This is a genomic window from Pseudomonas oryzihabitans (assembly GCF_007665395.1).
GTDB lineage: Bacteria > Pseudomonadota > Gammaproteobacteria > Pseudomonadales > Pseudomonadaceae > Chryseomonas > Chryseomonas psychrotolerans_C.
The window spans coordinates 57207-81633 of record NZ_VDND01000011.1; the positions used below are offsets into that span (position 1 = coordinate 57207).

Below are 24427 nucleotides of genomic sequence, written 5' to 3' on the forward strand. Positions count from 1 at the left end.
AACAATCCCAGATCGGCTCTTTCATGTTGGGCTTCGACGATGGAGCCGTCTCAGCCCAACCTACGCAAGATCCGTAGGTTGGCGCTGAGCGCAGCGAAGCCCAACAATCCCAGATCGGCTCTTTCATGTTGGGCTTCGACGATGGAGCCGTCTCAGCCCAACCTACGCGGCTGGTAGATTGGCGCTGAGCGCAGCGAAGCCCAACATGACCACCAAGCCCCCTTCAGATCGCCCGCAGCTTCTTCGCCGGCAGGTAGTCACGGTGGACGCGTTCTTCCACCAGGTACAGCCAGCAGGGGCCTTCTACCTGGGGAAAGAGGCGCACTTCCTGGATGCTGCTGGGCTTGATCGCACCATTGCCCAGTTGCACGGCCACCTCCTGCCCCAGGCGGAAGCGCGGGATGACGCCACTGTCCACCACGCTCTGCTCGGCCTTGGTGGCCGGGCGGCCCAGGTATTCGCTCAGGTCCACCGGCCCGGACGGACCCTCGGCCACGGTATCCACATGGAAACTGTAGGCGGTGGCCAGGCCTTCGTCGCCGCCATGGATCTCACCCTGCTTGATGCGCGACACCGCCTGGTCGAGGGCGGCGTCGAGCGTCAGCTCGTTATTCGATTGCAGGGTGATGACGATGCGGCGTTCGAAGGGGTACTGGCTCATGATTTCGACTTTTTCGGCAGTGAAGGAAAAGAAGGGACATCTTGTGCCCCCTTTGGCCGGCGCCTGTCCAGCCGGGGGCGCCCGATCGGTGACTTCGTTTGCAACCCCGGGTGTCGGGCGGCTCGACGGTCGCTAGTCCTTGCGCCGCTTGAGCTGGTCCTTGAGCTGGCTGGGCACCTCGCGAATGATCAGCAGGTCCTGGCCTTCGTCGTACTCGATGCGCGAACCCAGCAGGTGCGCCTCGAAGCTGATCGACAGCCCCTCGGCGCGACCGGTGAAGCGGCGGAATTGATTGAGGGTGCGCTTGTCCGCCGGGATCTCCGGCGCCAGGCCGTAATCCTTGTTGCGGATGTAGTCGTAGAAGGCCCGCGGCGCCTCGTCGTCCATCAGCTCGGAGAGGGCGTCCAGGGCCATGGGTTCGCCGCGCTTGGCCTGGCTGCTGGCGTAGTCCACCAGGGTATCGGTCTTCTCCTTGGCGGCTTCCTCGGGCAGGTCCTCGCTTTCCACGTAGTCGCTGAAGGCCTTGAGCAGGGTGCGGGTCTCGCCCTTGGCGTCGACGCCTTCCTGGCAGCCGATGAAGTCGCGGAAGTAATCCGAGACCTTCTTGCCGCCCTTGCCGCGGATGAAGGAGATGTACTGGCGCGACTGCTTGTTGTTGCGCCACTCGGAGAGATTGATGCGCGCCGCCAGGTGCAGCTGGCCAAGGTCCAGGTGTTTGGCCGGGGCCACGTCCAGGGTCTCGGTGACGGTCACCCCTTCGCTGTGGTGCAGCAGGGCGATGGTCAGGTAGTCGGTCATGCCCTGCTGGTACTGGGCGAACAGCACGTGGCCGCCGGTGGAGAGGTTGCTGCTCTCCATCAGCCCCTTGAGGTGCTCCACCGCCTGCCGGCTGAAGGCGACGAAGTCCTGCTCGCCCTCCAGGTAGGTGCTGAGCCAGCCACTGAAGGGATAGGCGCCGGACTCCTCGTGGAACAGGCCCCAGGCCTTGTTGGGCTTGGCGTTGTAGCTGTCGTTGAGATCGGCCAGCAGGTTCTCGATGGCCTGGGAGTCGGCCAGTTCGGCGTCCCGCGCGTGCAGGGTCGCGGGCTGGCCGTCGGGCTTCTTGTCGATCAGATGGACGATGGCGTGACGGATCGGCATGGCGGACTCGGGTAACGGGAAAAGTCCGCCAGTCTAACGCCCAGGCGCGCCGCCGGGCAGGCCCCTGACGCCGCAGCCTCAGGAGGCGGCCAGCTCCTGCTTCTCCTCGGCGGCATTGTTCAGGTGCCGGGTCATGAACAGCGCCGCCTCCTCGCGGCGGCCCGCCAGCAGCAGGTCGATGAGCTGCAGGTGCTCCTGGCAGCGACGCTGGGCCTGCTCGCGATCCACCGACTTCTGGTATTCGATCAGCCGCCGCAGGCGATTGAGCCGGCGCAGGGCGTCGAGGATGAATGCATTGCCCGAGCAGCGGGCGATGGTCTCGTGCAGGCGGGTGTTGGCATCGAAGATCTCCGCCGGCGAGGCCTCGAACACCCGGCCCTCGGCCAGGAGTTGCTGCTCGTCGCGACAGCGGCGCAGGGCTTCGGCATCCAGGGTGAAGTCGGCCTCGCGGATGCCGCCCGGTTCGAGCAGCAGGCGGAAACGGTAGCTCTGGGCATAGGCGGCGGGCGAAACGAGGCCCTCGACGAAGCTCCAGCCATAGCCTGGCAGCCGCTCGGCCCAGCCTTCCTGGACGATGCGGCGGAGGATGTCGGCCAGTTGCCCGCGGGTGACCTGGTAGCGGCGGATCAGCTCGTTTTCCGAGACCTTCAGCGGCAGCTCGCCCTCGATGCGGTCGCGGGCGATGGCCAGGTACAGGCGTTCGCTGGCCGATACCTCTTCGCGCGCCTGGGGCGTGGCGACCAGGGCGGCGGCGGCCACCGCGAAGCCGCCATCGGCATGGCGCATGAGCAGGGCCTGGTCGGCCATCTGCTGCAGGGCACTGCGCACCGGCGAGCGCGACACCCGCAGTCGCTCGGCCAGCGTCCGTTCGGGCAGCCGAGTGCCCACCGCCAACTGGTGGGCGGCGATGTAGCCGAGGATGTCGGGAATGAGGCGGGAGGCGAGGGTGTTGCCCATGGCAGCGCTGGCGAATCGGCGGGAAGGGTCGGGAATGCTAGCACGGGAGCCGCCGGGCGCAGCCGGCCTGGCGGGTCTCCCGGGGCAGCGCCCTCACTCGGCGCCGGGGCGTACGTCCATGTCCTGGAGCTGCACCAGCCGGCTGCGGTGCTTGACTCTATAGCCCAGCCAGACGGCGAGGAACAGCGGCAGGCTGATGTAGGTAGCGGCCAGGCCCAGCCAGTCGACCCCGTTCGGTCCGAACAGCGCGGCGTAGTTCTGCCCCAGGGTGATCACCAGGCACAGCGCGAAGGCCAGCAGCGGACCGAAGGGGAACAGCGTGGCGCGGTAGGGCAGGTCTTCCAGGCGGCGGCCCTGGGCCAGGTAGCCTTTACGGAAGCGGTAGTGGGATACGGCGATGCCCAGCCAGGCGATGAAACCGCACATGCCCGAGGTGTTGAGCAGCCAACCATAGAGCGCCTTGTCGCCCACCAGGGAGGTGAAGAAGCACAGGGCGCCCACCGCCGTGGTGGCCAGCAGGGCATTGCGCGGCACGCCATTGCGCGCGACGCGGGCGAACAGCCGCGGCGCCTTGCCCTGTTCGGCCAGGCTGTGCAGCATCCGGGTCGAGGCGTACATGCCCGAGGTGCCGGCGGAGAGCACCGCCGAGAGGATCACCGCGTTCATCAGGCTGGCGGCGAAGGCCAGGCCGGCGCGCTCGAACAGCAGGGTGAACGGCGAGACGGAGACGTCGGTGGCATCGTTCTGCAACAGCCGCGGATCGGTGTAGGGGATCAGCATGCCGATGACGAAGATCGCCAGCACATAGAACATCAGGATGCGCCAGAACACCTGGCGGATGGCGATGGGCACGTTCTTGCGCGGATTTTCCGACTCCCCGGCGGCGATGCCGATCAGCTCGGTGCCCTGGAAGGAGAAACCGGCGATCATGGCGACGCCCACCATGGCCTGCAGCCCGCCGACGAAAGGCGCCTCGCCCTGGGTGAAGACCGACAGCCCCGGCGGCTCGATGCCGCTGAAGATGCCGAGGATGGCGGCCAGGCCTAGGCCGATGAAGACCACCACGGTGGCGACCTTGATCAGCGCGAACCAGAATTCGCTCTCGCCGAAGCCGCGCACCGACACGGCATTGAGCAGGAACATCAGGCCGAGGAACAGCGCGCTCCAGAGCAGCCCCGGCACCTCGGGGAACCAGAAGCCCATCACCAGCTGCGCCGCCACCAGTTCGGCGGCGATGGTCACCGCCCAGTTGTACCAGTAGTTCCAGCCGAGGGCGAAGCCGAAGCCGTCTTCGACGAAACGACTGCCATAGATGGAGAAGGAACCCGATACCGGCTGGTAGGCGGCCATCTCGCCGAGGCTGGTCATCAGGAAGTAGACCATCAGGCCGATCAGCGCATAGGCCGCCAGGGCGCCGCCCGGACCGGCCGTGGCCACGGTGGCGCCGGAGGCGACGAACAGGCCGGTGCCGATGGAGCCGCCGATGGCGATCATGTTGAGGTGACGGGGCTTGAGCCGCCGCTGCAGGCTCGGGGAAGGGGTGGACATGGGGTTTCCAGCTGGCAGTTGAACGGGCCTCCTGACGATCACTCTGGCGGTGTCTGTCTCGGCGGAGGCGAAAAAGCCGCGCAGCTTAGCAGGCCGCGGGTAGGCCGGGGGAGGCAGTCGTCGGCAGGGCGCCGCGTTCAGCGCCCCAGTCGACCGAGCGACAGCATTCCACCCACCACGACCAGCACGGCGCCGATCACCAGCGACAGGTCCAGCCGTTCGCCGAACAGGGCGATACCGATGAGCGAGGCGAACAGCAGCAGGCTGTAGTTGAACGGCTGCAGGGTCGCAGCCGCGGTGTATTTCAGTGCCTGTAGCAACAGCAACTGGGCCGTCACTCCGCACAGCGACAGCGCGAGGATTAGCGCGGTCTGCCACAGCGTCGGGGTCTGCCATTGCGGCAGGCCTGCCAGGGTGGTCAGCAGCGCGCCCCAGAAACCGAGGTAGAGCAGGTTGGTAGCCAGATCGTCCTGGCGGCTCATGCGCCGGGTGAGGATGTTGTAGCTGGCGAACAGGAGGGCCGCCAGCAGCGGGATCAGCGAATAGCGGCTGAATACACCGAAGCCAGGTCGGATGATGGCGAGGGTGCCGACGAAGCCGATGGCGACCGCCAGCCACTGCCGCGGAGAAATCCGTTCACCGAGAAAGAGGCCGGCCAGGCCTATGGTGAGGATCGGGAAGACGGCGTAGATCGCATGGGTCTCCGCTAGACCCAGGTGCCGCAGGGCGACGATGAAGAGGTAGGTCTCGGCCACGCCCAGCAGGGCCCTGAGCGTCTGCTTGACCGGTTGGCTGCTCCGGGCCGACTGCCAGATGCCGCGTCGGCTGGCGGCGAAGACCAGCGCTAGTAGCAGGAGCACCCAGCAGCGGATCATCACGATCTGGGTGGCCGGAATGCCGCTCACGAGTACCTTGGTGATGCCATCCTGGATCGCGTAGGCGGCCATTGAGGTCAGGCAGAGACTGATCCCGATACGTTTGTCGTCAGAGTTCATGGGGGAGCGGCGCTGGCGGCGAAGGGTGATCGATGGGCGCCGAGCCTGCGGCCTCGTGCGGATGGCCGCAAATAGCGCCGGTAGTGCTTGAAGATCAGTCCGCCGTCTCGCGACGGCGGACTGGGGGCAGCGTCAGGACGCGTCGATCCAGATGGTCTTGATCTCGGTGTACTGGTCGTGGGCCCAAAGCGACTTGTCGCGCCCGCCGAAGCCCGACTCCTTGTAGCCGCCGAAGGGGGTCGAGGCATCGCCCTCGCCGAAGCAGTTGACGGTGACGATGCCGGCGCGGATGCCGCGGGCCAGCTTGATGGCGTTGCGCAGGTTGCCGGTGTAGGCCGAGGCGGCCAGGCCATAGGCGGTGTCGTTGGCCAGCTCCAGGGCTTCGTCGAGGGTGTCGAAGGGGGTGACGCTCAGCACCGGGCCGAAAATCTCCTCGCGGAACAGGCGACTGTCGCGCGCCACTTCGTCGATGATGGTCGGCTCGACGTAGACGCCCTCGCGGGTCGCGCCACCGGTCACTACCTTGAGCTGCTGCTCGCTGGCATGTTCCAGGTAGGAACGCACCTTGTCGAAGTGCGCCTTGCTGACCATCGAGCCCAGACGATTGTCGGGATCCAGCGGATCGCCCAACTGCCAGTCCTGCAGATGTACCTGCACCCGCTCCAGCAGGGCATCCTTTACGTCGCGATGAACGATCAGCCGCGACGACGCCGAGCAATTCTCGCCCATGTTCCAGAAGGCGCCGTTGACCACGTGCTGGGCGACCTGGTCGAGGTCCTCGACGTCACTCATCACCACGGCGGGATTCTTGCCGCCCAGTTCCAGCACGATGCGCTTGAGGTTGGATTCGGCGGCGTACTTGAGGAACAGCCGACCGGTGTCGGTGGAGCCGGTGAAGCTGACCGCGGCGATATCCGGGTGACGGCCGATGGGTTCGCCGGCCTCCTTGCCTCCGCCAGGCACCACGTTGAAGACGCCTGCCGGTATCCCAGCCTGGTGGGCCAGTTCGGCCACGCGCAGGGCGCTCAGGGTGGTCTCCTTGGCCGGCTTGACCACGATGGAGCAGCCGGCAGCCAGCGACGGACCTATCTTCCAAGCCAGCATCAGCAGCGGGAAGTTCCAGGGCAGCACCAGACCCACCACGCCGATGGGCTCGCGTACCACCATGGCCAGGGCGCCGGCCCCGGTGGGGGCGGTGGCGTCGTAGATCTTGTCGATTAGCTCGGCGTGCCAGCGCAGGGTGTTGATGGTCTCCGGCACGTCGATGGTCTGGCATTCGCGCACCGGCTTGCCGCTGTCGAGGCTCTCGACCACCGCCAATTCATGGGCATGCTCCTCGAGCAGGGCGGCGAACTTCTGCAGCACGGCCTTGCGCACGGAAGGGTGCAGACCGCTCCAGCGACCGTCCTCGAAGGCGGCCTTGGCGGCGGCCACGGCGACGTCCACGTCGGCGGCGTCACAGGCGGCCACGCGGGCCAGTTCGGCCCCGGTGGCCGGGTTGGTGGTCACGAAGGTCTGGCCGCTCTGGGCGGCGACGAAGGCGCCGTCGATGAAGGCCTGGGTGCGCAGCTCGAGGGTGGCGGCGAGGTCGGCGTAGGCGGCTTTGCTCAGCAGATCGGTCATGGTCAGGCTCCTTGGACGATACGGGCGACGTTGCTCTTCAGCGCGGTGATCACCTGCGCCAGTTCGGCTTGCTCGGCTGCGGTCATGCCCTTGAGCGGAGCACGCACGCCGCCGTTGGGCAGGCCGGCCAGTTCGCAGCCGTACTTGATCGACTGCACGAACTTGCCGCCTTCGAGGTAATCCATCAGCGGCAGCATGGCCGCCATGATCCGGCGCCCCTTGGCGAAGTCCTGCTCCAGCACGCAGGCCTGGTAGAGCGCCACATGCTCGTGCGGCACGAAGTTGGAGCCGGCGCAGACCCAGCTGCGCGCGCCCCAGGCGAAGAACTCCAGGGCCTGGTCGTCCCAGCCGCAGGAGAGTTGCAGGTCCGGGCGCTTGACCGCGTGGCGGTGCAGACTGGCCATGTCGCCGCTGCTTTCCTTGATCGACTGGACGTTGCGGCAGCCGGCAATGGCGGCGAAGAAGTCTTCGCCCATGGCCACGTTCATCCGCCCCGGATAGTTGTAGAGCATGATCGGCAGGTCGGCGGCGCGGTCCACCGTCAACACGTGCTCGGCGATTTCCTGCTGGGTCGGCAGGGCATAGGGCGGGGTGCCGACCAGCAGGGCGTCGGCGCCGTGCTCACGAGCGGCCTGGGCGAATTGCACCGAGTCCTCGGTGCGAATGGCGCCGGTGCCGATCACCAGTGGCAGGCGCTTGCTCACCACGTCGCAGGCCTGGGCGATCAGCGCCAGGCGCTCTTCACCGCTATGGGCGTAGTACTCGCCGGTGGAGCCGCCGACCACGATGCCGTGCACCTTGGCTTCGATCAGGTATTCCAGGACCTGGGCGAAGCCGGCTTGGTCGATGGCGCCGTCCGCCTTGAGCGGGGTGATGGCCGGGGTGTAGATGCCGTCGAAGTTCATGGGTGGAGCCTCCAGAGGTTGCACGGATGTCAGCGGGGAGGGTGCAACCGTCAGCTTTCGCAGCCGGCGCGGTACTGTCCCCACAAGAGGTTGAAATTGACGCCGGCCGAGAGGAACGGCTGTGGCGGATTGGCGTTGGGTCCGGGCGCGGCCAGCAGGAAATCGATCAGTTCGTCGCGCTCGCCGGCCAGCCAGTCGGCCAGCAGCTTGCCGGTGGCGGTACCGCGGGTGACGCCCAGGCCGTTGCAGCCCAGGGCGCCGTAGACGTTGGTCGCCAGCTGGCCGAAGAAACCGTTGTGATTGCGCGTCATGGCCAGGGCGCCGCCCCAGGTGTACTCGAAGGTCACCTGGGGCAGCATCGGGAAGCGGCGGGCGAAGGAGGCCTGGTGGCGTTGCAGGACCCGCTGCAGGTGCTTGGGATTGCTGCGCCCGTCGGGGTTGAAGCTGAAGCTGTTGCGGATCAGCAGACGCTGGTCGGGGGTGCGCCGCACAGTGGTGCCGAAGGGGTCGGCAGGAATGGTGCCCCAGTAAGGCTTGCCGCCCAGGCGGCCCTGTTCTTCGCGGGTCAGCGGTCGGGTCAGGCTCCCGTAGGTGAAGATCGGCAGCATGCGCCCCTGCAGGAAGCCGAAGTGCTGACCAAAGGAGTTGTTGGCCAGCACCAGCTTGCCGGCAGCGATGCGACCGGCAGCGTGACGCAGCTCGGGGCGCGGGCCGTAGTCGACATCCTGGATCGGGGTGCGCTCATAGAGGGTGACGTTGGCCGGCAGGCTGTCGGCCAGTCCCTTGACCAGGGCGCTGGGCTGGATCAGCACGGCGCCGGGGGTGTAGAGCGCGCGCTGATAGAAGGACGTTCCCAGGTGGTCGGGCAGGGCATCTTGCTCGATCATCTGGTAAGGCTGGTCGAGCTTGTCCAGGCCGCGCCGGTAGGCGTCGAGCACCGCCAGGCCGCGCGCTTCCACGGCCGCCTGATACTTGCCGCAGGCCTTCAGCTGGCAGTCGATGCCGAAGCGCTCGACCTGCTCGCGGAGGTAGTCCTGGCCGCTCAGGTTCAGCTTGAGCACGGTACGGGCGATACGGATGTCGCCGATGTAGTCCTCGGCCCCGATGTCGTGGGGCAGGTCGATGGCGAAGCCGGCATTGCGCCCGGCCGGCCCGAGGCCGACTTCCTGGGCTTCCACCAGAATCACCTCGTCGCTGGGGAAGTTCAGCGCCAGTTGCCGCGCCACGGCGAGCCCGGTGAAACCGGCGCCAACCACTACCCACGGTGCTTCGCTATGCCCACGATGGCTGGGCCGGGGCATGCGCGGAGCGCTGGTGTGGTACCAGCCACAGGTGTTGTCGTCAGCGGGGAGGGCTTGGACTTTCATGGTGCGCAACCGTCTTGATGGAGGAGTCTGGCCTGAACGCAGGGCGCACAGGGCTTGCCTGCTCCACGGGGAGCAGGTCGTTGCTGGCGGTGGTTCAAGTCATGGCGGGTACGTAGGCCGCTACTGGCCGATGCTGGCGTTGTCGGTCATGGCGTTCGCGAAAGATCAAGGGCGGCAAGCCGAACAGGTCTTTGAAGCGTTTGTGGAAGTGCGGATAACTGACGAATCCGGTGGCGAGGGCAACCTGAGTCAGCGCCCGGTTGCTATGGACGATCAGTTGTCGAGCCCGCGTCAGGCGCAGCTCCACGTAGTAGCGCAGCGGCGACGCATCAAGGTGACGGACGAAGCTCCTTTCCAGCTGTCGCCTGGAGAGGTTCACTCGCTTGGCGATGGCACCGATGTCCAGCGGCTCTTCGATGTGTTCTTCCATGAGCGACACGGCCAAGCGCAGTGGCTGGGGCATCCTCTGATTGCTGACGGATGAATAGCTGACCAGGGGGCTTGGCGCTTCACTTCCAGAACCATGGATCCGTCTGATCTCCTCTTCGGCCGTGCGCTGTCTCAATGCGCAGGGCTTCAAGAGTTCGAGCATCAGATCGAGCACTGCGGACGCATCGGCACAGGTGCCCACGCGATGGCCCACCGCGTAACCACTGTGGCCGAGGGTCAGCGCCGGGTGATATTCGCGTATGGGCGCGCTGCTGTCGGGATGACAGACGCAGGGCTCACCCTCCAGCAAACCAGCCTCAGCGAGATGGAAGGCCGCGTTCCAAAGTCCACAGATCACCGCCCTTGTAGTCGCTGCCCGGCGCAGCACGCGATTCAAGGTGGTGCTGGGTTGCAGCTTTACGCGGTGACCGCCGACGACGACCAGCAGCTGATGCTGCAGGCGGCCCAGCATCAACTGCTGGGTGTCAATCGCCACGCCGACGTCACTGTGGATCAGGCCGCCTTCAAGCGACCACGTGCTGATGCGGTAATTCACGCCGCGTTCCAAGGCAGCGCCGGTGCTCAGCACATCGAGCGCCGTGGAAAAGGAGGTTAGCGAGAACTGGTCGAGCAGGATGAAGGCGACCTGCATGCACTGGCTGGACAAGACTCCGCTCTGGCTGAAGTCCTGGTTGCGTACCTTCAGTACGCTCTGAAAATGTTCGGCCATGGCCTGCCAACCTCCACTGACGTTGCCTTCATCCGGGCTCGACGATTACTGCTTCGCCGCCGCGCGGGCGTCCTTCAGCCAGCCGTCCCATTCACTCTGGTGTGCCTTGATCCACTCCGCAGCCTGGCGCTTGATGTCGTCCAGCGACTTCTCGCCCTTCTGCATCCTGAGGTTCTGGGCGCTTTCGTCGGCGGTGGCGACCTTCAGCTCCGCGAGGAACTTGACCGCGGCGGGATTCTTCTGGGCGAAGTCCCTGTTGAGCACCGCCTGGACGTTGTCGATGGGGGCGCCCAGGTTCTTGCCCGAGAAGGTGGTGTTCACGTCGTTCTTGCCGTCGGGCAAGGAGGTGAAGGGCACCGGCAGCCAGGCCACGTCGCGCCCTTCCACCAGCACGCCGGAGATCCATTGCGGAACCCAGGTGTAGTAGAAGATCGGCTTGCCGTCCCGGTAGCGCTGGATGGTGTCGGCCATCAGCGCGAAGTAGGAGCCGCGATTGTCGGTGACGGTGTCATTCAGGCCATAGGCCTTGAGCTGGTGCTCGACGATCAGCTCGCAGCCCCAGCCAGGGTTGCAGCCGGTGAGATCGGCCTTGCCGTCGCCGTTGCTGTCGAACAGCTTGGCGATCTCCGGCTTCTTGAAGTCCGAGACATCCTTGATGTGGTACTGGTCGGCGGTCTTCTTGTCGATCATGAAGCCCTGCAGCACGCCTGGCATCACGTTGCCGGCCTTGACCATGGTGTCGTCGCCCCCGGCCTTGTCATAGAAGGCGGCGTGGAGGTGCTCCCACATGTGCACGGTGAAATCGGCGTCGCCGTAGGACAATGCCAGGAAGAGTGCCGGATAGTCGGTTTCCTTGGGCGCCTGGACGTTGTAGCCCAGTGCCTTGAGGCCGGCGATGGCGATCTCGCCGCGGAAGCGCTCTTCGGCGATGGTGGGGAAGATCGGCGTGACTTTCACCCCGGCGCCGGGCTGGTCAGCGCTGGCGGCGTGGACCGCGTTGCTCAGGGCCAGGCCGAGGAAGGAGGCGGCGAAGCCGGTCAGGAGCGCTTTCTTGCATGCGGAAAGATTCATCGAGCACCTGTCGCTGTCTGGTGGTTTTGGGGGATGAAAGGCACGTTCAAGGGGTAACTGGTTGGGGAAGCGCTTTTTTCTTGCCGGCCAGTCGCACCAGCAGGCCGACGGGCCCGCTGTGGTACCACCGTTGTCCGGTGGCCAGGTGGGCGCTGCGCTCGCCCATGGCCTGGGTGAAGCGATCGAGGAAGATCGCCAGCAGCACCAGGCCGATACCGCCGACGCTGGCCAGGCCCATGTCGAGGCGGCCGATGCCGCTGAGGACCATGAGGCCGAGGCCGCCGACGGAGATCATCGAGGCCACCACCACCATCGACAGCGCCAGCATCAGGGTCTGGTTGACCCCGGCCATGATGGTCGGCGCCGCCAGCGGCAGCTGGACCTTGAGCAGCATCTGCCAAGGCGTGCAGCCGAAGGCGCGGGCGGCTTCGATCTTGTCTTCCGGTACCTGGCGGATGCCCAGGTTGGTCAGTCGCACCAGCGGTGCCAGTGAGAAGATGATGGTGACGATGACGCCCGGCACGTTGCCGATGCCGAACAGCATCACCACCGGTACCAGGTAGACAAAGGCCGGCAACGTCTGCATGGCGTCCAGCAGCGGGCGGATACACAGCTCCAGGCGATCGCTGCGGGCGCTGAGGATGCCCAGCGGAATACCGATCACCGCGCAGAACACCAGGGAGGTGAGCACCAGGGCGAGGGTGACCATGGCGTCGTTCCAGACCCCGATCAGTCCCAGCGCGGTGAGCATGACCAGGGTCAGCAGACCGATGCGGCGCCCGCCGATCTGCCAGCCGAGCAGGGCGGCGAGGAGGATGAACACCGTGGGTGGCACCGACATCAGGGCCGTCTGGATGCCCTCCAGCACCTGATCCACCGGCCAGCGGATGGAGCGGAACACCTCGCGGAAGTTGTGCACCAGGTAGCGCAGGGCGGCTTCCACCCAGGACCCGACGGGGACCGTGAGCGTCTTGAAGGGGTCGAGTAGGCTAAAATCGGACATGAGCGGGGCCTCCGGCGCGCCAGAGCGCGCCCGTACAGATGAAAACAGCGGTCAATGGCTGCCGAGATAGCTCAGCAGGCGGCCTTGGGAAATGTGGCCCTGGTAGGCGCCCTGGGCGTCCACCACCGGCACGGGCGCGCTGGCGCGGGCCAGGGTGCCGAAGATCTCCTTGAGCGGCGTGTCCGCCGTGATCGGGGTGTCGCGACCGGGGGTGTAGCGGATCTCGCCCTCGCGCTGGGCGATGTCGCCCGCCTTGAGGATGCGACTGGCGTCGAAGCCATTGAAGAAGGTGCGCACGTAGTCGTTGGCGGGGTTGCACAGCAATTCCCGCGGGGTGCCGATCTGCACCACCCGGCCACCTTCCATGATGGCGATGCGGTGGCCGATGCGGACCGCTTCCTCGATGTCGTGGGAGATGAAGATGATGGTGCGGTCCTGCTGCTGTTGCAGCTTGATCAACTCGCCCTGCATCTCGTGCCGGATCAGCGGGTCGAGGGCCGAGAAGGCCTCGTCCATCAGCAGGATGGCCGGATCGTTGGCCAGCGCCCGCGCCAGGCCCACGCGTTGTTGCATCCCGCCGGAAAGCTGGTGCGGATAGCAGTATTCCTGCCCGGCCAGGCCGACCTGGCGCAGCGCGGTGACGGCGCGGCCGTTGCGTTCCTTCTCGGACACGCCGCTGATCTGCAGGCCGAAGCCGACGTTGTCGAGCACCGTCATGTGCGGCATCAGGGCGAAGGACTGGAATACCATGCCCATGTCCTTGCGCCTTACCTGCAGCAGGTCGCGGTCGGAGAGACCGGTGATTTCCTTGCCGTTGAGGAAGATGGCGCCGGCGGTGGGCTCGATCAGGCGGTTGAACAGTCGCACCATGGTGGACTTGCCTGAGCCGGAGAGGCCCATGATCACGAAGATCTCGCCGCGCATCACCGAGAAGCTGGCGTCGAACACACCGATGACCTGGCCGGTCCGCTCGAACACCTCTGCCTTGGAGGCGCCTTCTCGGACCAGCGCCATGGCCTTGTCCGCCTGGGCCCCGAACACCTTGTAGATGTTGCGGACCGAGATGATTTCCTCGGAACGAGTCATGCCATGCCTCCTTCGTGCCCAGCACAGGCGGTGACCACCGCAGTGCAGTTCTGATTGGTGAGAGATGCTGGGCAGAGGTAATGGGTGTCTGTCTTCACGACGGCTGTCCCTTCTTGTTGTTCTCGTGGCCCTCGAACCGGGGCTTTTCAGCAAATCTATAAGCTGACACCTGGCAAATCCAACAACATTTCCAGCCCTGATTTGATAACGTCACGTTATGATTTCACTGAGTGCGCCAGGAGTGTCGTCGTGAGATATGTCAGCCGTCTGCGGGGCTTCTAAGGTCTGGCGATCACCGCCAATAATCGTTGTCGGTTCCTTTTCCGTTCATCGAGAGCCCTGATGTCCAAACCTGTCGACCCCGATACGTTGCTGCTGAAAATGCCCTCGTTGCGTGCTGTGAAAGCCTTCGTGGCGGCGGCCAAGTACGAAAGCTTCACCCGTGCCGCCGAGGCGCTGTGTGTGTCCCAGGCGGCGATCAGTCGGCAGATCCGCGAGTTGGAAGGTTATCTAGGCGCCCAGCTGTTCAGTCGGGTCGGACGGGCGGTGGCCCTGACCCCAGCGGGCGAGCTGTTCTTCGATGCGGCCCAGTTATCCTTCGTCAACATCGCCCAGGCCGCCGAGCGCATCCGCAGCAACCAGACCGCCAGGCACATGCTTACCCTGTGCTGCTCACCGGCCTTCTCGGCACTGTGGCTGTCCCAGCACTTGCCGGACTTCTTCGCCAGCCATCCCGAGATCGAGCTGAACCTGGTCACCACCCAGAACTTCCTGGCCATGGAGCCGGGAGTGCAACCGGACGTCTTCATCACCAAGATGCCCAAGGTGCGCGACGGCTATCGCAGCACGGCACTGTTCCATGACGTCATCTATCCGGTGTGCTCGCCGCTTTATCTGGACCGCAATCCGCAGATCCGCACCCTCGAAGGGGTCCGGGACGCGGCTCTGCTCAACCTCAGTCCCTACGGTCGCTCCCAGGTGGCCGAGCACGTTGACTGGGGCGTGTGGCTGGCCTTCCAGGGCGTGGATCTGGACGAGCGTTCGGCCGAGAGTCCCCAGTTGTTCAATGCCAACGACTACAACCTGATCATCGGCATGGTGCTCACCCACCAGGGCATCAGCCTGGGTTGGAACCATCTGGTAGCGGCCTTGCTGGAACAGGGCCAACTGGTACGGCCGATCCAGGAACAGGTGGTGCTACGTAACAGTCGCCACTACCTGTCGATCCGCGAAGAGTCCGAGGACAGCGAGGCGGTCCGGCGCTTCCAGCACTGGCTGCTGGGGCGTCTCGGGCGGGCGCCCGCCTGACCTGCGGTTATCCTTTGCTGGGCGAAAAAGTCGTTAGAAGAGTCGCCTGGCCCTGGCTCATTGTCTGCTGACCCCAGCGTCCGGTCAGCACAGAACAAGGAGCCCGCGGATGTCGCTATACGCCTTTTGCCAAGACTTCACCCTCGACCAGGTACCGCCCCCTACTCGGGCGATCCTGCAGAAGAGCTTGCTGGACATCCTCGGTACCATGGCCGGCGCGGTCTCCAATGCCACCAGCCAGACGCTCTATGCCTATGCCCGCAGGCATTACCCCGCGGGTGAGTTCATCTCCCGGCTGCCTTTCGATGGCACTCCGGTAAATCTGCTGGGGGCTGGCTGGGCGGGCGGTTTCACCGCCGATAGCCTGGACGCCCATGAAGGCCACTTCACCTCCAAGGGCCACGCCGGTGCCACCGTGGTTCCGGCGCTGCTGGCCTTGGCCGATGCCCTTCACGCCCAGGGGCGCATTGTCAGCGGTCGCGAGCTGCTCGAAGCCCTTTGCCTTGGCTACGAGACCGGGCTGCGCGCTGGCGTCGCCCTGATGGCCACCTCACCGACCTATCACGCCTCCGGCGGCTTCTCGGGCATAGGTGTGGTGTGTGGTGGGGCGCGCCTGTTGGGGCTTGACGAGACCACCTTCCGCCATGCCCTGGGCATCGCCGAATACTTCGCGGCTCGTTGCCCCATGATGCGGCTCATCGACCATCCCACCATGTTGCGCGATGCCCATGGGTCCGGGGCTTACAACGGCCTCAACGCCCTGCTGTTGGCCCGTGAGGGCGTCACCGGGGCACCGGCCGAAACCCTCGAAGCCGGGTCCGCCAGGCCTTTCTGGAGCGACCTGGGCCACCGTTGGGAGATCGATGCCCAGTACTTCAAGCCCTGGCCGGTGTGCCGTTGGGCGCAGCCGGCGCTTACTGCCATGACCCGTCTGCTCGCCGAGCACCCACAACTGTGCGCTGAGTCGGTGGCAAGCGTGCGGGTGGAGACCTTTCAAGAGTCGAGTTGCCTGCAGGGTCATCGCCCGACCAATGCCGACGAAGCCCAGTACGCCTTGGCTTTTCCTCTGGCGGCGCTGATTGCTCGCGGCCAGGTCGGACCGGAAGAGGTCACCGGCGCGGCGATCGGCGCGGCGGACATCCTCGCGGTGAGCGAGCGCATCGAGATCGTCGAGGCTGCGGATCTGTCGGCGCGCTTCCCGGAAGAGATCCTCTCGCGAGTGACCGTCCGCCTGGGTAACGGCGAGGCTTTTACCTCACCGATCACCGCAGCCCTGGGTGACCCGGATCAGCCGCTGACCCTGGCCGATATCGAGGCCAAATTCGAGCTGTTCGCCGGGCAGAATCTCAGTGTCGGCGTGCGTGCCCAACTAAAGCGTGCCGTGCTGGAGCTAGAGCATTCGCCCATCGCCATCGATGCCTTGGCGTCGCTGTTCGCTCCCTACGATCGATAACCCCAGCGCATGCTTTGCCCGCCCGAAATGTCGTTTGTGAAGGAGGTGGGCGGCAGCCTAGGCTGCGATCATCAGCGTTGTCCCCGAAGCCACCTTCGGCCTGCCTCGTCGCCCGTCAGCGTGCGACGACCGCCCGCGTTTCGAGCGTCGCTGCGCACCCAAGAACAACAAGAGCCCTTACCGAATCCGCTTCCGGCCAGACTTTCGAGGACACCTGACCATGAATTCCAAGCAAGCCGTCATCGACTTGATCGCCCAACGCAAACCCCGGCACTCGCTACCTCGCGAGTTGTACAGCGATCCCGATGTCTACCGCCAGGATCTCGAACAGCTCTGGCATCGTGATTGGGTGTTTGCCGGTCATACCTTCGAGATCAGCAAACCCGGCCAGTACTTCACCCTGCAGATCGGCGACTACCCGGTGGCCGTCGTACGCAGCAAGGACGGCCAGGTACGCGCCTTCCACAACGCCTGTCGCCACCGTGGCGCCAAGGTCTGCGAACATGAGCAGGGCAAGGTCGCCAAGCTGGTTTGCCCCTATCACAAGTGGACCTACGAGCTGGACGGCAACCTGCTGTTCGCCGGCAACATGGGCGCCGAGTTCGACAAGACCCAGTATGGCCTCAAGCCGGTACACGTCGAGGTGGTCGAGAGCTTCATCTATGTTTGCGTCGCGGCCAAGGCGCCCGACTTCGAGGCTTTCCGGGCTGCGGTCAAACCCTTCATCGCGCCGCACTTCCTGGATAACTGCAAGGTCGCCTTCAAGTCCGACCTGATCGAGCGCGGCAACTGGAAGCTGGTATTCGAGAACAACCGCGAGTGCTACCACTGCGACGGTACCCACCCCGAACTGCTCAACTCCTTCGTCGAGAACCTCTCCGTGGCCGGTGTCGGTAGCGAGGACGATCCCGAACTGGCTGCCCATTGGGCCCGCTGCGAGCGCGTCGGAATGCCCAGCAAGCTGGTCATGGACATCAATGGTCGCTTCCGCATGACCCGTATTCCGTTGTCGGCTGGAGCGGTCAGCTACACCCTGGATGGCAAACCAGCGGTTGCTGGACGCCTGGACAAGAGCGGCGAGCCGGACATCGGCGCACTGCTGTACTTCAACTATCCCTCCACCTGGAATCACTTCCTCGGCGACCACGCCCTGAGCTTCCGCGTCCTGCCTATCGGTCCCAACGAAACCCTGGTGACCACCAAGTGGCTGGTGCCGGAGTCCGCTGTGGAAGGTGTCGATTACGACCTGGAGCGCCTGACCAAGGTCTGGATCGCCACCAACGACCAGGATCGCCAACTGGTGGAAGGCACCCAGGCCGGGGTGAATTCGCCGTCCTACGAACCCGGCCCTTACTCGGAAATCGCCGAGAACGGCGTTTGCCAGTTCGACGACTGGTATTGCGCGACCATGCTGGAGCGGCTGCAGGGGCCGATCCCGCTGAAGTCGGTAGGTTGATCTCAGCTGGCCACGGGCTCAGGCACGGTGCTGGGCCTGGTCGCTCATGACATGGTTGGTGGCGGTTCTCTCGTCAGGAGGACCCGCGGCTTTCGGCTAGCATGGGCCCAGGTCGTAGAAGGCAGTGCAGCGTGATCGATTCGAGAACCTTCGGCAGTGGTATCCAGGGCAAGAACTACCTCCAGTTGCAGTCGACGCGGCCGCGGCCGGAGTTTTCCCGGCTGGTAGGCTTCATCCTGCTCGATCACTTTTCCCTGCCATCCTTCACCCAGGCGCTGGACACCCTGATCACCGCCAACCTGCTCGCCGCCGGCACCTTCGCCACCCGGACCTACAGCCCGACCGGCGCCGAGGTGCTCAGCGACCTGGGCATCGTCATCCGCCCGGACGGCGACTATCGCGCCGTGGAAGGCGCCCGCTTCGACTTGCTGGTGGTCTGCGGCGGGCTACGCACGCCGCTGGAGCTGGACGCCCGGCTCAAGGCGCTGCTGGTGCGGGCGGCCAAGCAGCAGGTCACCCTCTGCGGGCTATGGAACGGCGCCTGGCAACTGGGCCAGGCCGGGGTGCTGGACGGCTATCGCTGCGCCATCCATCCCGAGCAGCGCAGCGCCTTCAGCGAACGGGTGCGTGGCTGCAAGACCTCGGCGGAAAGCCATGTGCTGGATCGCGATCGCCTGACCGCCGCCAGCCCCAGTGGCGCCTTCCACCTCTTCCTCGAATGGATCGGTGCCCAATGCGGCAGCGCCCTGGCCGATGGCCTGGTCAACATCCTGGCCTTCGAGGAGTCGCGCTTCCGCCAGGTCAACCCGACGCTCAAGGTGCAGATGACCCCGCCGCTGCGCGAAGTGGTGACCCTGATGGAAGCCAACATCGAGGAGCCCCTGAGCATCGAGCACCTGTGCGACTACGCCGGCCGTTCGCGACGCCAGGTAGAGCGGCTGTTCCGCGAGCAGCTCGACACCGCCCCCATGCGCTACTACCTGGAACTGCGCATCACCGAGGGCCGCCGCCTGCTGCAGCATTCCACCCTGTCGGTGCTGGAAGTGGCGGTCGCCTGCGGCTTCACCTCGGTCACCCACTTCAGCAAGAGATACTCGGCCTACTTCGGCTATCCACCGTCCAAGGAGCGGCGGCTGAAATACTAGGCGCGGGCTACGCCGGCAGGCACGCGCGACGCCCGATAGCCAGCCCGGATGGTCCGGCTCAGAGCGCTTCGTCGGCGTCCAGGAACGGCGCCGCGCCGTCTCGCTCGAAACATCACCCCGCGCAACACGGTCTGCGTGCTGCGTCGAAGGGGCCCGAACGACCTGCCGAGTGAGGACCTTCCATGACCGATCCACGTAACGTCGCCCACGACAAGAAAGTGCAGCAAGAAAAGAAGCATCAGGGCGAGGACATCGCCGCCGATGCCGAGCACGCGCCGCAACCGGGCAAGAAGCCTGCGCTCAAGGACCACGACGAGCAGGCCGACGACAAGGCCTGACCCTCCCTTCGCCGCGCCTCGAGCGCGGCCCTTGCCGATGGTGACGGCCGTCAGCATCGCGCCCTCCGGGAACGATCACCGGCCCAGTGTCGGCTCCGGTTGCCTGGTACGTTCCGCCGCATTCAGGCACAGCAATCCCGCCAGGGCGAACAGCAGGCCGAGCAACATGCCCGGGGCCAGCGGTTCGTCGAAGCAGGCCCAGGCCCACAGCAGTGCCACCGGCGGGCTCAGGTAGAGGGCGCCGCTCACCGCCTGGGGACTGCCCTGGCGCAGGCACAGCCAATAGAGGCCAAAGCCGAGCAGCGTCGGGATCAGCAGCCAAAGCACCGCCAGGGCGAAGCCGAGGGTCAGTGGCGGTGTCAGCGGACCTTCTGCCCCGGCCACTCCCAGCATCACCAGACTGCTCGCCGCGAGCTGAATGAACAGCTGGGTCGGCAAGGAGATACCTGGGGCTGCCCACCGGCTCTGCAGCAGGGTAGCCAGCGCCAGCGCCAGGGCGCTGCCAACGGGCAGGGCGTAGGCCCAGACCGGTGCCACGCCCAGTCCGAGCCCTGCGCCGGTGGCGAGCAACACCCCTGTCAGCCCCAGGCTCAGCCCCAGCCACTGGCGCCCCGAGGTGCGCTGCCCGGGCAGCAGGCAGCAACCCAGGGCCACCAGCAAGGGCGACAGATCCGAGAGCAGCGCGGCCAGCCCCGGCGAGACGCCCAGGCCGATGGCCTTGGCGGCCGGGGCGACGCAGGCGGCGAAGGCGAGGGCGCCGATGCCTGCCTGCTGGCCGACGACCTTCAGCGGCAGGCGGCGTAGCTCGGCCCAGGCGAAGGGCAACAGCAATAGCGCAGCCAGGACGAAGCGCCACAGCGTGACCAGTAGCGTGGACGCCTGGTCTGCGGCGTAGCGATAGCCAACGAAGCCGGCGCTCCAGCACAGCACCAGGGCGAACTGACGTAACAGCGCGGAAGACAGGATGGCAGGCATGAGCAGGCTCCAGGTGACGGGATGCCTTGAGCCTGGGCCAGGTTGCTAATACACTCAAACGACATTATCGGTATCTATGGTTCGATAAAAACGCATCATGCCCGCACCTCTCGATATCGACGTCCTGCGTACCTTCCACACCATCGTGCGGCTGGGGCAGTTCCGCGCCGCCTCGCTGCAGCTCAATCGCAGTCCCTCGGCGGTGAGCAGCCAGATCCGCCGGCTGGAAGAGCAGACCGGCGGCCGGCTGTTCGAGCGGGATAACCAGGCGGTGACCCTGACCCCGCTCGGTCGCCGGGTACTGCTGGAAACCGCCGATCTGCTGCAGGCCCACGACCGCATCCTCGCCGGTCTCACCGGCCAGCCCGTGGTGGGCGAGGTCCGCCTGGGCGTGGCCGAGGACTATGCCGCCCGGCTGCTCAAGGCCGTCCTGCCCCGCTTGCAGGGCGAGTACCCCGGCATCGTCCTGGAGGTACTCACCGGCAACAGCGGCCAGCTCCGGCGCTGGCTCGGCCAGGGTCTGCTGGAGCTGGCGCTGCTGGTGGGGCCGCCTGGCGTGGGTCAGGTGGAGGGCCAGGTATTCGGCCACACCCAGCCGGTCTGGGTCGCCGGGCCCGGCCTGCTGCTGGCGCCAGACACCAGCGTGCCCCTGGCCCTGCACGGCGAAGGCTGCAGCTATCGCGAGCTGGGTATCGACCTGCTGACCCGCCAGGGCCGGCGCTGGCAGGCGGTGATGACCAGCGCCGCCTCCTCGGCGCTGGAGGCGGCGGTCGAACTGGGCCAGGCGGTGGCCATCACCGACCGCACGCGGATGACCGCGCCCATGCGCGAACTGCTGCCGGAAGAGGGCTTTCCCGCACTGCCGGTGCATGAATTGCGCCTGGCATCGCCACCCGGCGAGCGCAGCCCGGCCTGCGCCCATCTGGCGGCCTTGATCGCCGAAGACTTTCGCCTCTGAGCTTCGCCGCGCAGCGCTTAGGCCTGGGTGCCGGGGCGAAGAAGCGGTGTCGCCTGACTGTCATCTTCCCCTGGCATGTTGCCTGGCGAACAGGGAGGCGCGTTTCCGCGCTCCTACCATCGGCTGATCGGCAAGGGCGGCTCGGACATGCAGGCTTCGCTTCGCGTTATGACGTTGGGACTGGTTTTCGGCCTGATAAGCGGCCAGGCGTTGGCGGCCACGCCCATTCCCTTCTGGCACTCGATGGACGCGGAGCTCGGCAAGGAGGTCGATTCCCTCGCCCAGCGTTTCAACCAGGCGCATCCGGAATTCCAGGTTCAGCCGGTGTACAAGGGTAACTACGAGCAGAATCTGGCCGCGGGGATCGCCGCCTTCCGCACCGGCAAGCCGCCGGCCATCCTGCAGGTCTATGAAGTCGGCACCGCGACCATGATGGCCTCCAATGCCATCGAGCCGGTCCATCAGGTATTCAAGGAGGCCGGTCTGGCCTTCGACGAGGCGCGCTTCGTGCCTACCGTCTCCAGCTACTACAGCGATGCCAAGACCGGCCAGTTGCTGTCGCAACCCTTCAACAGCTCCACGCCGGTGCTCTACTACAACAAGGCAGCCTTCAAGCAGGCCGGCCTCGATCCCGAAGCGCCGCCCAAGACCTGGCAGGAGCTGGCCGAGGACAGCGCCAGGTTGCGCGCAGCTGGTCTCAAATGTGGCTACACCAGTGGCTGGCAGAGCTGGATCCAGCTGGAGAATTTCAGTGCCTGGAACGGCCTGCCGTTCGCCAGTCGCGACAACGGCTATCAGGGCACCGATGCCGTGCTGGAATTCAACAAGCCGGAGCAGGTGAAGCACATCGCCTTGCTCCAGGAGATGGGCAAGAAGGGCGACTTCACCTATGTCGGGCGCAAGGACGAACCCACCGAGAAGTTCTACAACGGCGACTGCGCCCTGCTCACCACGTCGTCCGGCTCGCTGGCCAATATCCGCCACTACGCCAAGTTCGACTTCGGCGTGGCCATGATGCCTTATGACAGCGAGCTCAAGGGTGCGCCACAGAACGCCATCATCGGTGGTGCCAGCCTCTGGGTGTTCAAGGGCCAGGATGAGACCGTCAAGCGCGGCGTTGCCGAATTCCTCGCCTTCCTGGCGCAGCCGGAGATCGCCGCGGAATGGCACCAGCAAACCGGTTACCTGCCGATCACCAAGGCCGCCTACGACCTGACCCGCGAGCAGGGCTTCTATACCAAGAATCCAGGCGCCGACATCGCCACCCGGCAGATGCTCAACAAGCCGCCGCTGCCCTTCACCAAGGGCCTGCGCCTGGGCAACATGCCGCAGATTCGCGCCGTGGTGGACGAGGAACTGGAAAGCGTCTGGACCGGCAAGCAGAGCGCGCAGCAGGCGTTGGATACCGCGGTGCAGCGTGGCGACGCCCTGTTGCGGCGCTTCGAGAAGTCCACCCAGTGATGAACTTCGGCCGCGCCCGGCGACTGCTCGCGTGATCACGCAGGCAGTCGGCGGGCGGTCGTCTTTCCCCTAGGCACGATCCCCACCCATGTCCGCATCCCGCCAGGTCTTCCCCTCCGGTTGGCTCCCCTACGTCCTGCTGGCGCCCCAGCTGGCGATCACCGCGGTGTTCTTTCTCTGGCCGGCCGGCAAGACCCTCTGGTACGCGTTGCAGAGCGTCGATCCCTTCGGGTTGTCCAGTCAGTTCGTCGGACTGGACAACTTCAGCCAGCTGTTTCACGACCCGCTGTACCTGGCGTCCTTCTGGACCACCCTGGAATTCAGCGTGCTGGTGACCGGCTGCGGCCTGCTGGTGTCCCTGGTCCTCGCTGCCCTGGTCGATCTGGTGGTCCGCGGCAGTCGCCTGTACCAGACGCTGCTGTTGCTGCCCTATGCGGTGGCCCCGGCCATCGCCGCGGTGCTGTGGATCTTCCTCTTTAATCCTGGCCTGGGCCTGCTGACGCTGCTGCTGGAGCACTACGGCTATCACTGGAACCATGCCCAGAACGCCGGCCAGGCGATGTTCCTGGTGGTGCTCGCCTCGGTATGGAAGCAGATCAGCTACAACTTCCTGTTCTTCTTCGCCGCGCTGCAATCCATCCCGCGTTCGTTGCTGGAGGCCGCCGCCATCGACGGCGCCGGACCGCTGCGGCGCTTCCTGCAGCTCTCCCTGCCGCTGATCGCCCCGGTGAGCTTCTTCCTGCTGGTGGTCAATCTGGTCTACGCCTTCTTCGACACCTTCCCGGTGATCGACGCGGCCACTGGTGGCGGGCCCGTGCAGGCCACCACCACCCTGATCTACAAGATCTATCGCGAGGGCTTTACCGGTCTCGACCTCTCGGCCTCGGCCGCCCAGTCGATGGTGCTGATGCTGCTGGTCATAGGGCTCACGGTGGTGCAGTTCCGCTATGTCGAACGGCGGGTGCGCTATCAGTGATCGAGAATCGCCGGGGGTTGGCGCTGTTCAGCCATGGGCTGCTGATCCTCAGCATCGCCGTCATCCTCTTTCCGCTCTATGTGGCGCTGGTCGCCGCCACCCTCGACGACCGGGCGGTGTTCGCCACGCCCATGACGCTGGTGCCAGGGCGACACCTCTGGGACAACCTGAGCCTGATCTGGACCCAGGGCGTGGGCAACAGCACGGCGCCTTTCTGGCGGCTGCTGCTCAACAGCTTCCTGATGGCGCTGGGCATCACCCTGGGCAAGCTGTCGGTGTCCATCCTCTCGGCCTTCGCCATCGTCTGGTTCCGCTTTCCGCTGCGGACCCTGGCCTTCTGGCTGATCTTCATCACCCTGATGTTGCCGGTGGAGGTGCGTATCTTCCCCACCGTCGACACCCTCGGTCAGCTGGGGATGATGGACAGCTACGCCGGCCTGACCCTGCCGCTGATGGCCTCGGCCACTGCCACCTTCCTGTTCCGCCAGTTCTTCCTGACCCTGCCCGACGAGTTGCTGGAAGCCGCGCGCATCGACGGCGCCTCACCCCTGCGCTTCTTTCGCGACATCGTACTGCCGCTGTCGCGGACCAACCTCGCGGCGCTGTTCGTCATCACCTTCATCTACGGCTGGAACCAGTACCTCTGGCCGCTGCTGATCGTCAGCAACCCCGACCTCGGCACGGCCGTGGCGGGCATCCGCGGCATGCTCTCGCTCGGTGAGCGGGCGCCGCAATGGAACCAGGTGATGGCGGCCATGCTGCTCACCCTGATCCCGCCGGTGACGGTGGTGCTGGTCATGCAACGCGCCTTCGTGCGCGGTCTGGTGGATAGCGAAAAGTAA

Annotated in this window: 22 protein-coding genes; 9 read left to right on the plus strand and 13 right to left on the minus strand. The window is 65.8% G+C overall.

Annotated elements, in window-relative coordinates:
* Nucleotides 1–223 precede the first annotated feature (223 nt).
* The 12 genes from FSV73_RS20100 to FSV73_RS20155 form a co-directional block, all read right to left on the minus strand.
* Nucleotides 224–661: a hypothetical protein gene (locus FSV73_RS20100; RefSeq protein ID WP_145010431.1), complete on the minus strand. Its 438-nt coding sequence runs from the start codon at nt 659–661 to the stop codon at nt 224–226.
* 132 nt (nt 662–793) lie between these two features.
* Entirely contained in the window at nt 794–1801 is a 1008-nt protein-coding gene (gene yejK, locus FSV73_RS20105; protein ID WP_145010434.1) for a nucleoid-associated protein YejK, read from the minus strand.
* A 78-nt stretch (nt 1802–1879) separates the two neighbouring features.
* Nucleotides 1880–2758 (minus strand): GntR family transcriptional regulator, encoded by an 879-nt coding sequence (locus FSV73_RS20110; RefSeq protein ID WP_145010437.1) that lies wholly within the window; start codon nt 2756–2758, stop codon nt 1880–1882.
* 93 nt (nt 2759–2851) lie between these two features.
* On the minus strand, nt 2852–4306 hold the full coding sequence (locus tag FSV73_RS20115) for an amino acid permease (RefSeq protein WP_145010440.1): 1455 nt from the start codon (nt 4304–4306) through the stop codon (nt 2852–2854).
* 137 nt (nt 4307–4443) lie between these two features.
* Nucleotides 4444–5301, minus strand: coding sequence for a DMT family transporter (locus tag FSV73_RS20120; RefSeq protein ID WP_145010443.1), 858 nt, complete (start codon nt 5299–5301; stop codon nt 4444–4446).
* A gap of 132 nt (nt 5302–5433) precedes the next feature.
* The gene (locus FSV73_RS20125) at nt 5434–6924 is read right to left on the minus strand and encodes an aldehyde dehydrogenase (RefSeq protein WP_145010446.1); all 1491 of its coding nucleotides are present in this window, start codon (nt 6922–6924) and stop codon (nt 5434–5436) included.
* 2 nt (nt 6925–6926) lie between these two features.
* Nucleotides 6927–7829 carry a dihydrodipicolinate synthase family protein gene (locus tag FSV73_RS20130; protein WP_145010449.1) on the minus strand — a complete coding sequence of 301 codons (903 nt, stop codon included), beginning with the start codon at nt 7827–7829 and terminating at the stop codon, nt 6927–6929.
* A 50-nt stretch (nt 7830–7879) separates the two neighbouring features.
* Nucleotides 7880–9196, minus strand: coding sequence for an NAD(P)/FAD-dependent oxidoreductase (locus FSV73_RS20135; RefSeq protein WP_145010452.1), 1317 nt, complete (start codon nt 9194–9196; stop codon nt 7880–7882).
* 94 nt (nt 9197–9290) lie between these two features.
* Nucleotides 9291–10355 (minus strand): GlxA family transcriptional regulator, encoded by a 1065-nt coding sequence (locus FSV73_RS20140; RefSeq protein ID WP_145010455.1) that lies wholly within the window; start codon nt 10353–10355, stop codon nt 9291–9293.
* 45 nt (nt 10356–10400) lie between these two features.
* A complete protein-coding gene (gene proX, locus FSV73_RS20145) occupies nt 10401–11426 on the minus strand; it encodes a glycine betaine/L-proline ABC transporter substrate-binding protein ProX (RefSeq protein WP_145010458.1) in 1026 nt (341 codons plus the stop codon).
* A 46-nt stretch (nt 11427–11472) separates the two neighbouring features.
* Complete coding sequence (gene proW, locus FSV73_RS20150) at nt 11473–12429, minus strand: glycine betaine/L-proline ABC transporter permease ProW (RefSeq protein ID WP_145010461.1); 957 nt, start codon at nt 12427–12429, stop codon at nt 11473–11475.
* A gap of 51 nt (nt 12430–12480) precedes the next feature.
* Nucleotides 12481–13515: a quaternary amine ABC transporter ATP-binding protein gene (locus FSV73_RS20155; RefSeq protein WP_145010464.1), complete on the minus strand. Its 1035-nt coding sequence runs from the start codon at nt 13513–13515 to the stop codon at nt 12481–12483.
* Between the two features lie 342 nt (nt 13516–13857).
* Between FSV73_RS20155 and FSV73_RS20160 the strand changes: the two genes are divergently transcribed.
* The 5 genes from FSV73_RS20160 (at nt 13858) to FSV73_RS25610 (ending at nt 19215) form a co-directional block, all read left to right on the plus strand.
* On the plus strand, nt 13858–14823 hold the full coding sequence (locus FSV73_RS20160) for a LysR substrate-binding domain-containing protein (protein ID WP_145010467.1): 966 nt from the start codon (nt 13858–13860) through the stop codon (nt 14821–14823).
* Nucleotides 14824–14932: 109 nt separating this feature from the next.
* Nucleotides 14933–16276: an MmgE/PrpD family protein gene (locus FSV73_RS20165; RefSeq protein WP_145010470.1), complete on the plus strand. Its 1344-nt coding sequence runs from the start codon at nt 14933–14935 to the stop codon at nt 16274–16276.
* A gap of 220 nt (nt 16277–16496) precedes the next feature.
* Nucleotides 16497–17732 (plus strand): aromatic ring-hydroxylating oxygenase subunit alpha, encoded by a 1236-nt coding sequence (locus FSV73_RS20170; protein ID WP_145010473.1) that lies wholly within the window; start codon nt 16497–16499, stop codon nt 17730–17732.
* A 101-nt stretch (nt 17733–17833) separates the two neighbouring features.
* Entirely contained in the window at nt 17834–18877 is a 1044-nt protein-coding gene (locus tag FSV73_RS20175) for a GlxA family transcriptional regulator (protein WP_186309291.1), read from the plus strand.
* A gap of 182 nt (nt 18878–19059) precedes the next feature.
* A complete protein-coding gene (locus FSV73_RS25610; protein ID WP_186309293.1) occupies nt 19060–19215 on the plus strand; it encodes a hypothetical protein in 156 nt (51 codons plus the stop codon).
* A gap of 75 nt (nt 19216–19290) precedes the next feature.
* Here the strand turns inward: FSV73_RS25610 and FSV73_RS20180 are convergent, their stop codons facing one another.
* The gene (locus FSV73_RS20180; RefSeq protein WP_145010479.1) at nt 19291–20190 is read right to left on the minus strand and encodes a DMT family transporter; all 900 of its coding nucleotides are present in this window, start codon (nt 20188–20190) and stop codon (nt 19291–19293) included.
* Nucleotides 20191–20287: 97 nt separating this feature from the next.
* On the opposite strand from FSV73_RS20180, the gene FSV73_RS20185 reads away from it, so the two are divergent.
* The 4 genes from FSV73_RS20185 to ugpE all read left to right on the plus strand — a co-directional run bounded on the left by FSV73_RS20185 (nt 20288) and on the right by ugpE (nt 24427).
* Entirely contained in the window at nt 20288–21148 is an 861-nt protein-coding gene (locus FSV73_RS20185; protein ID WP_145010482.1) for a LysR family transcriptional regulator, read from the plus strand.
* Nucleotides 21149–21295: 147 nt separating this feature from the next.
* Nucleotides 21296–22609, plus strand: coding sequence for a sn-glycerol-3-phosphate ABC transporter substrate-binding protein UgpB (ugpB, locus tag FSV73_RS20190; protein WP_145010485.1), 1314 nt, complete (start codon nt 21296–21298; stop codon nt 22607–22609).
* 88 nt (nt 22610–22697) lie between these two features.
* The gene (ugpA, locus tag FSV73_RS20195) at nt 22698–23585 is read left to right on the plus strand and encodes a sn-glycerol-3-phosphate ABC transporter permease UgpA (RefSeq protein WP_145010488.1); all 888 of its coding nucleotides are present in this window, start codon (nt 22698–22700) and stop codon (nt 23583–23585) included.
* Complete coding sequence (gene ugpE, locus FSV73_RS20200; protein WP_145010491.1) at nt 23582–24427, plus strand: sn-glycerol-3-phosphate ABC transporter permease UgpE; 846 nt, start codon at nt 23582–23584, stop codon at nt 24425–24427. Before ugpA ends, ugpE begins: the two co-directional genes overlap by 4 nt.

Coding starts and splice junctions, on each gene's coding strand:
- FSV73_RS20185 (WP_145010482.1), top strand. CDS start 20,288: ATGCCCGCACCTCTCGATATCGACGTCCTGCGTACCTTCCACACCATC.
- FSV73_RS20155 (WP_145010464.1), bottom strand. CDS start 13,515: ATGACTCGTTCCGAGGAAATCATCTCGGTCCGCAACATCTACAAGGTG.
- FSV73_RS20115 (WP_145010440.1), bottom strand. CDS start 4,306: ATGTCCACCCCTTCCCCGAGCCTGCAGCGGCGGCTCAAGCCCCGTCAC.
- FSV73_RS20130 (WP_145010449.1), bottom strand. CDS start 7,829: ATGAACTTCGACGGCATCTACACCCCGGCCATCACCCCGCTCAAGGCG.
- FSV73_RS20120 (WP_145010443.1), bottom strand. CDS start 5,301: ATGAACTCTGACGACAAACGTATCGGGATCAGTCTCTGCCTGACCTCA.
- FSV73_RS20170 (WP_145010473.1), top strand. CDS start 16,497: ATGAATTCCAAGCAAGCCGTCATCGACTTGATCGCCCAACGCAAACCC.
- FSV73_RS20180 (WP_145010479.1), bottom strand. CDS start 20,190: ATGCCTGCCATCCTGTCTTCCGCGCTGTTACGTCAGTTCGCCCTGGTG.
- FSV73_RS20135 (WP_145010452.1), bottom strand. CDS start 9,196: ATGAAAGTCCAAGCCCTCCCCGCTGACGACAACACCTGTGGCTGGTAC.
- FSV73_RS20125 (WP_145010446.1), bottom strand. CDS start 6,924: ATGACCGATCTGCTGAGCAAAGCCGCCTACGCCGACCTCGCCGCCACC.
- FSV73_RS20140 (WP_145010455.1), bottom strand. CDS start 10,355: ATGGCCGAACATTTTCAGAGCGTACTGAAGGTACGCAACCAGGACTTC.
- yejK (WP_145010434.1), bottom strand. CDS start 1,801: ATGCCGATCCGTCACGCCATCGTCCATCTGATCGACAAGAAGCCCGAC.
- FSV73_RS20165 (WP_145010470.1), top strand. CDS start 14,933: ATGTCGCTATACGCCTTTTGCCAAGACTTCACCCTCGACCAGGTACCG.
- FSV73_RS20160 (WP_145010467.1), top strand. CDS start 13,858: ATGTCCAAACCTGTCGACCCCGATACGTTGCTGCTGAAAATGCCCTCG.
- FSV73_RS25610 (WP_186309293.1), top strand. CDS start 19,060: ATGACCGATCCACGTAACGTCGCCCACGACAAGAAAGTGCAGCAAGAA.
- proW (WP_145010461.1), bottom strand. CDS start 12,429: ATGTCCGATTTTAGCCTACTCGACCCCTTCAAGACGCTCACGGTCCCC.
- proX (WP_145010458.1), bottom strand. CDS start 11,426: ATGAATCTTTCCGCATGCAAGAAAGCGCTCCTGACCGGCTTCGCCGCC.
- FSV73_RS20100 (WP_145010431.1), bottom strand. CDS start 661: ATGAGCCAGTACCCCTTCGAACGCCGCATCGTCATCACCCTGCAATCG.
- ugpB (WP_145010485.1), top strand. CDS start 21,296: ATGCAGGCTTCGCTTCGCGTTATGACGTTGGGACTGGTTTTCGGCCTG.
- FSV73_RS20175 (WP_186309291.1), top strand. CDS start 17,834: ATGGGCCCAGGTCGTAGAAGGCAGTGCAGCGTGATCGATTCGAGAACC.
- FSV73_RS20110 (WP_145010437.1), bottom strand. CDS start 2,758: ATGGGCAACACCCTCGCCTCCCGCCTCATTCCCGACATCCTCGGCTAC.
- ugpA (WP_145010488.1), top strand. CDS start 22,698: ATGTCCGCATCCCGCCAGGTCTTCCCCTCCGGTTGGCTCCCCTACGTC.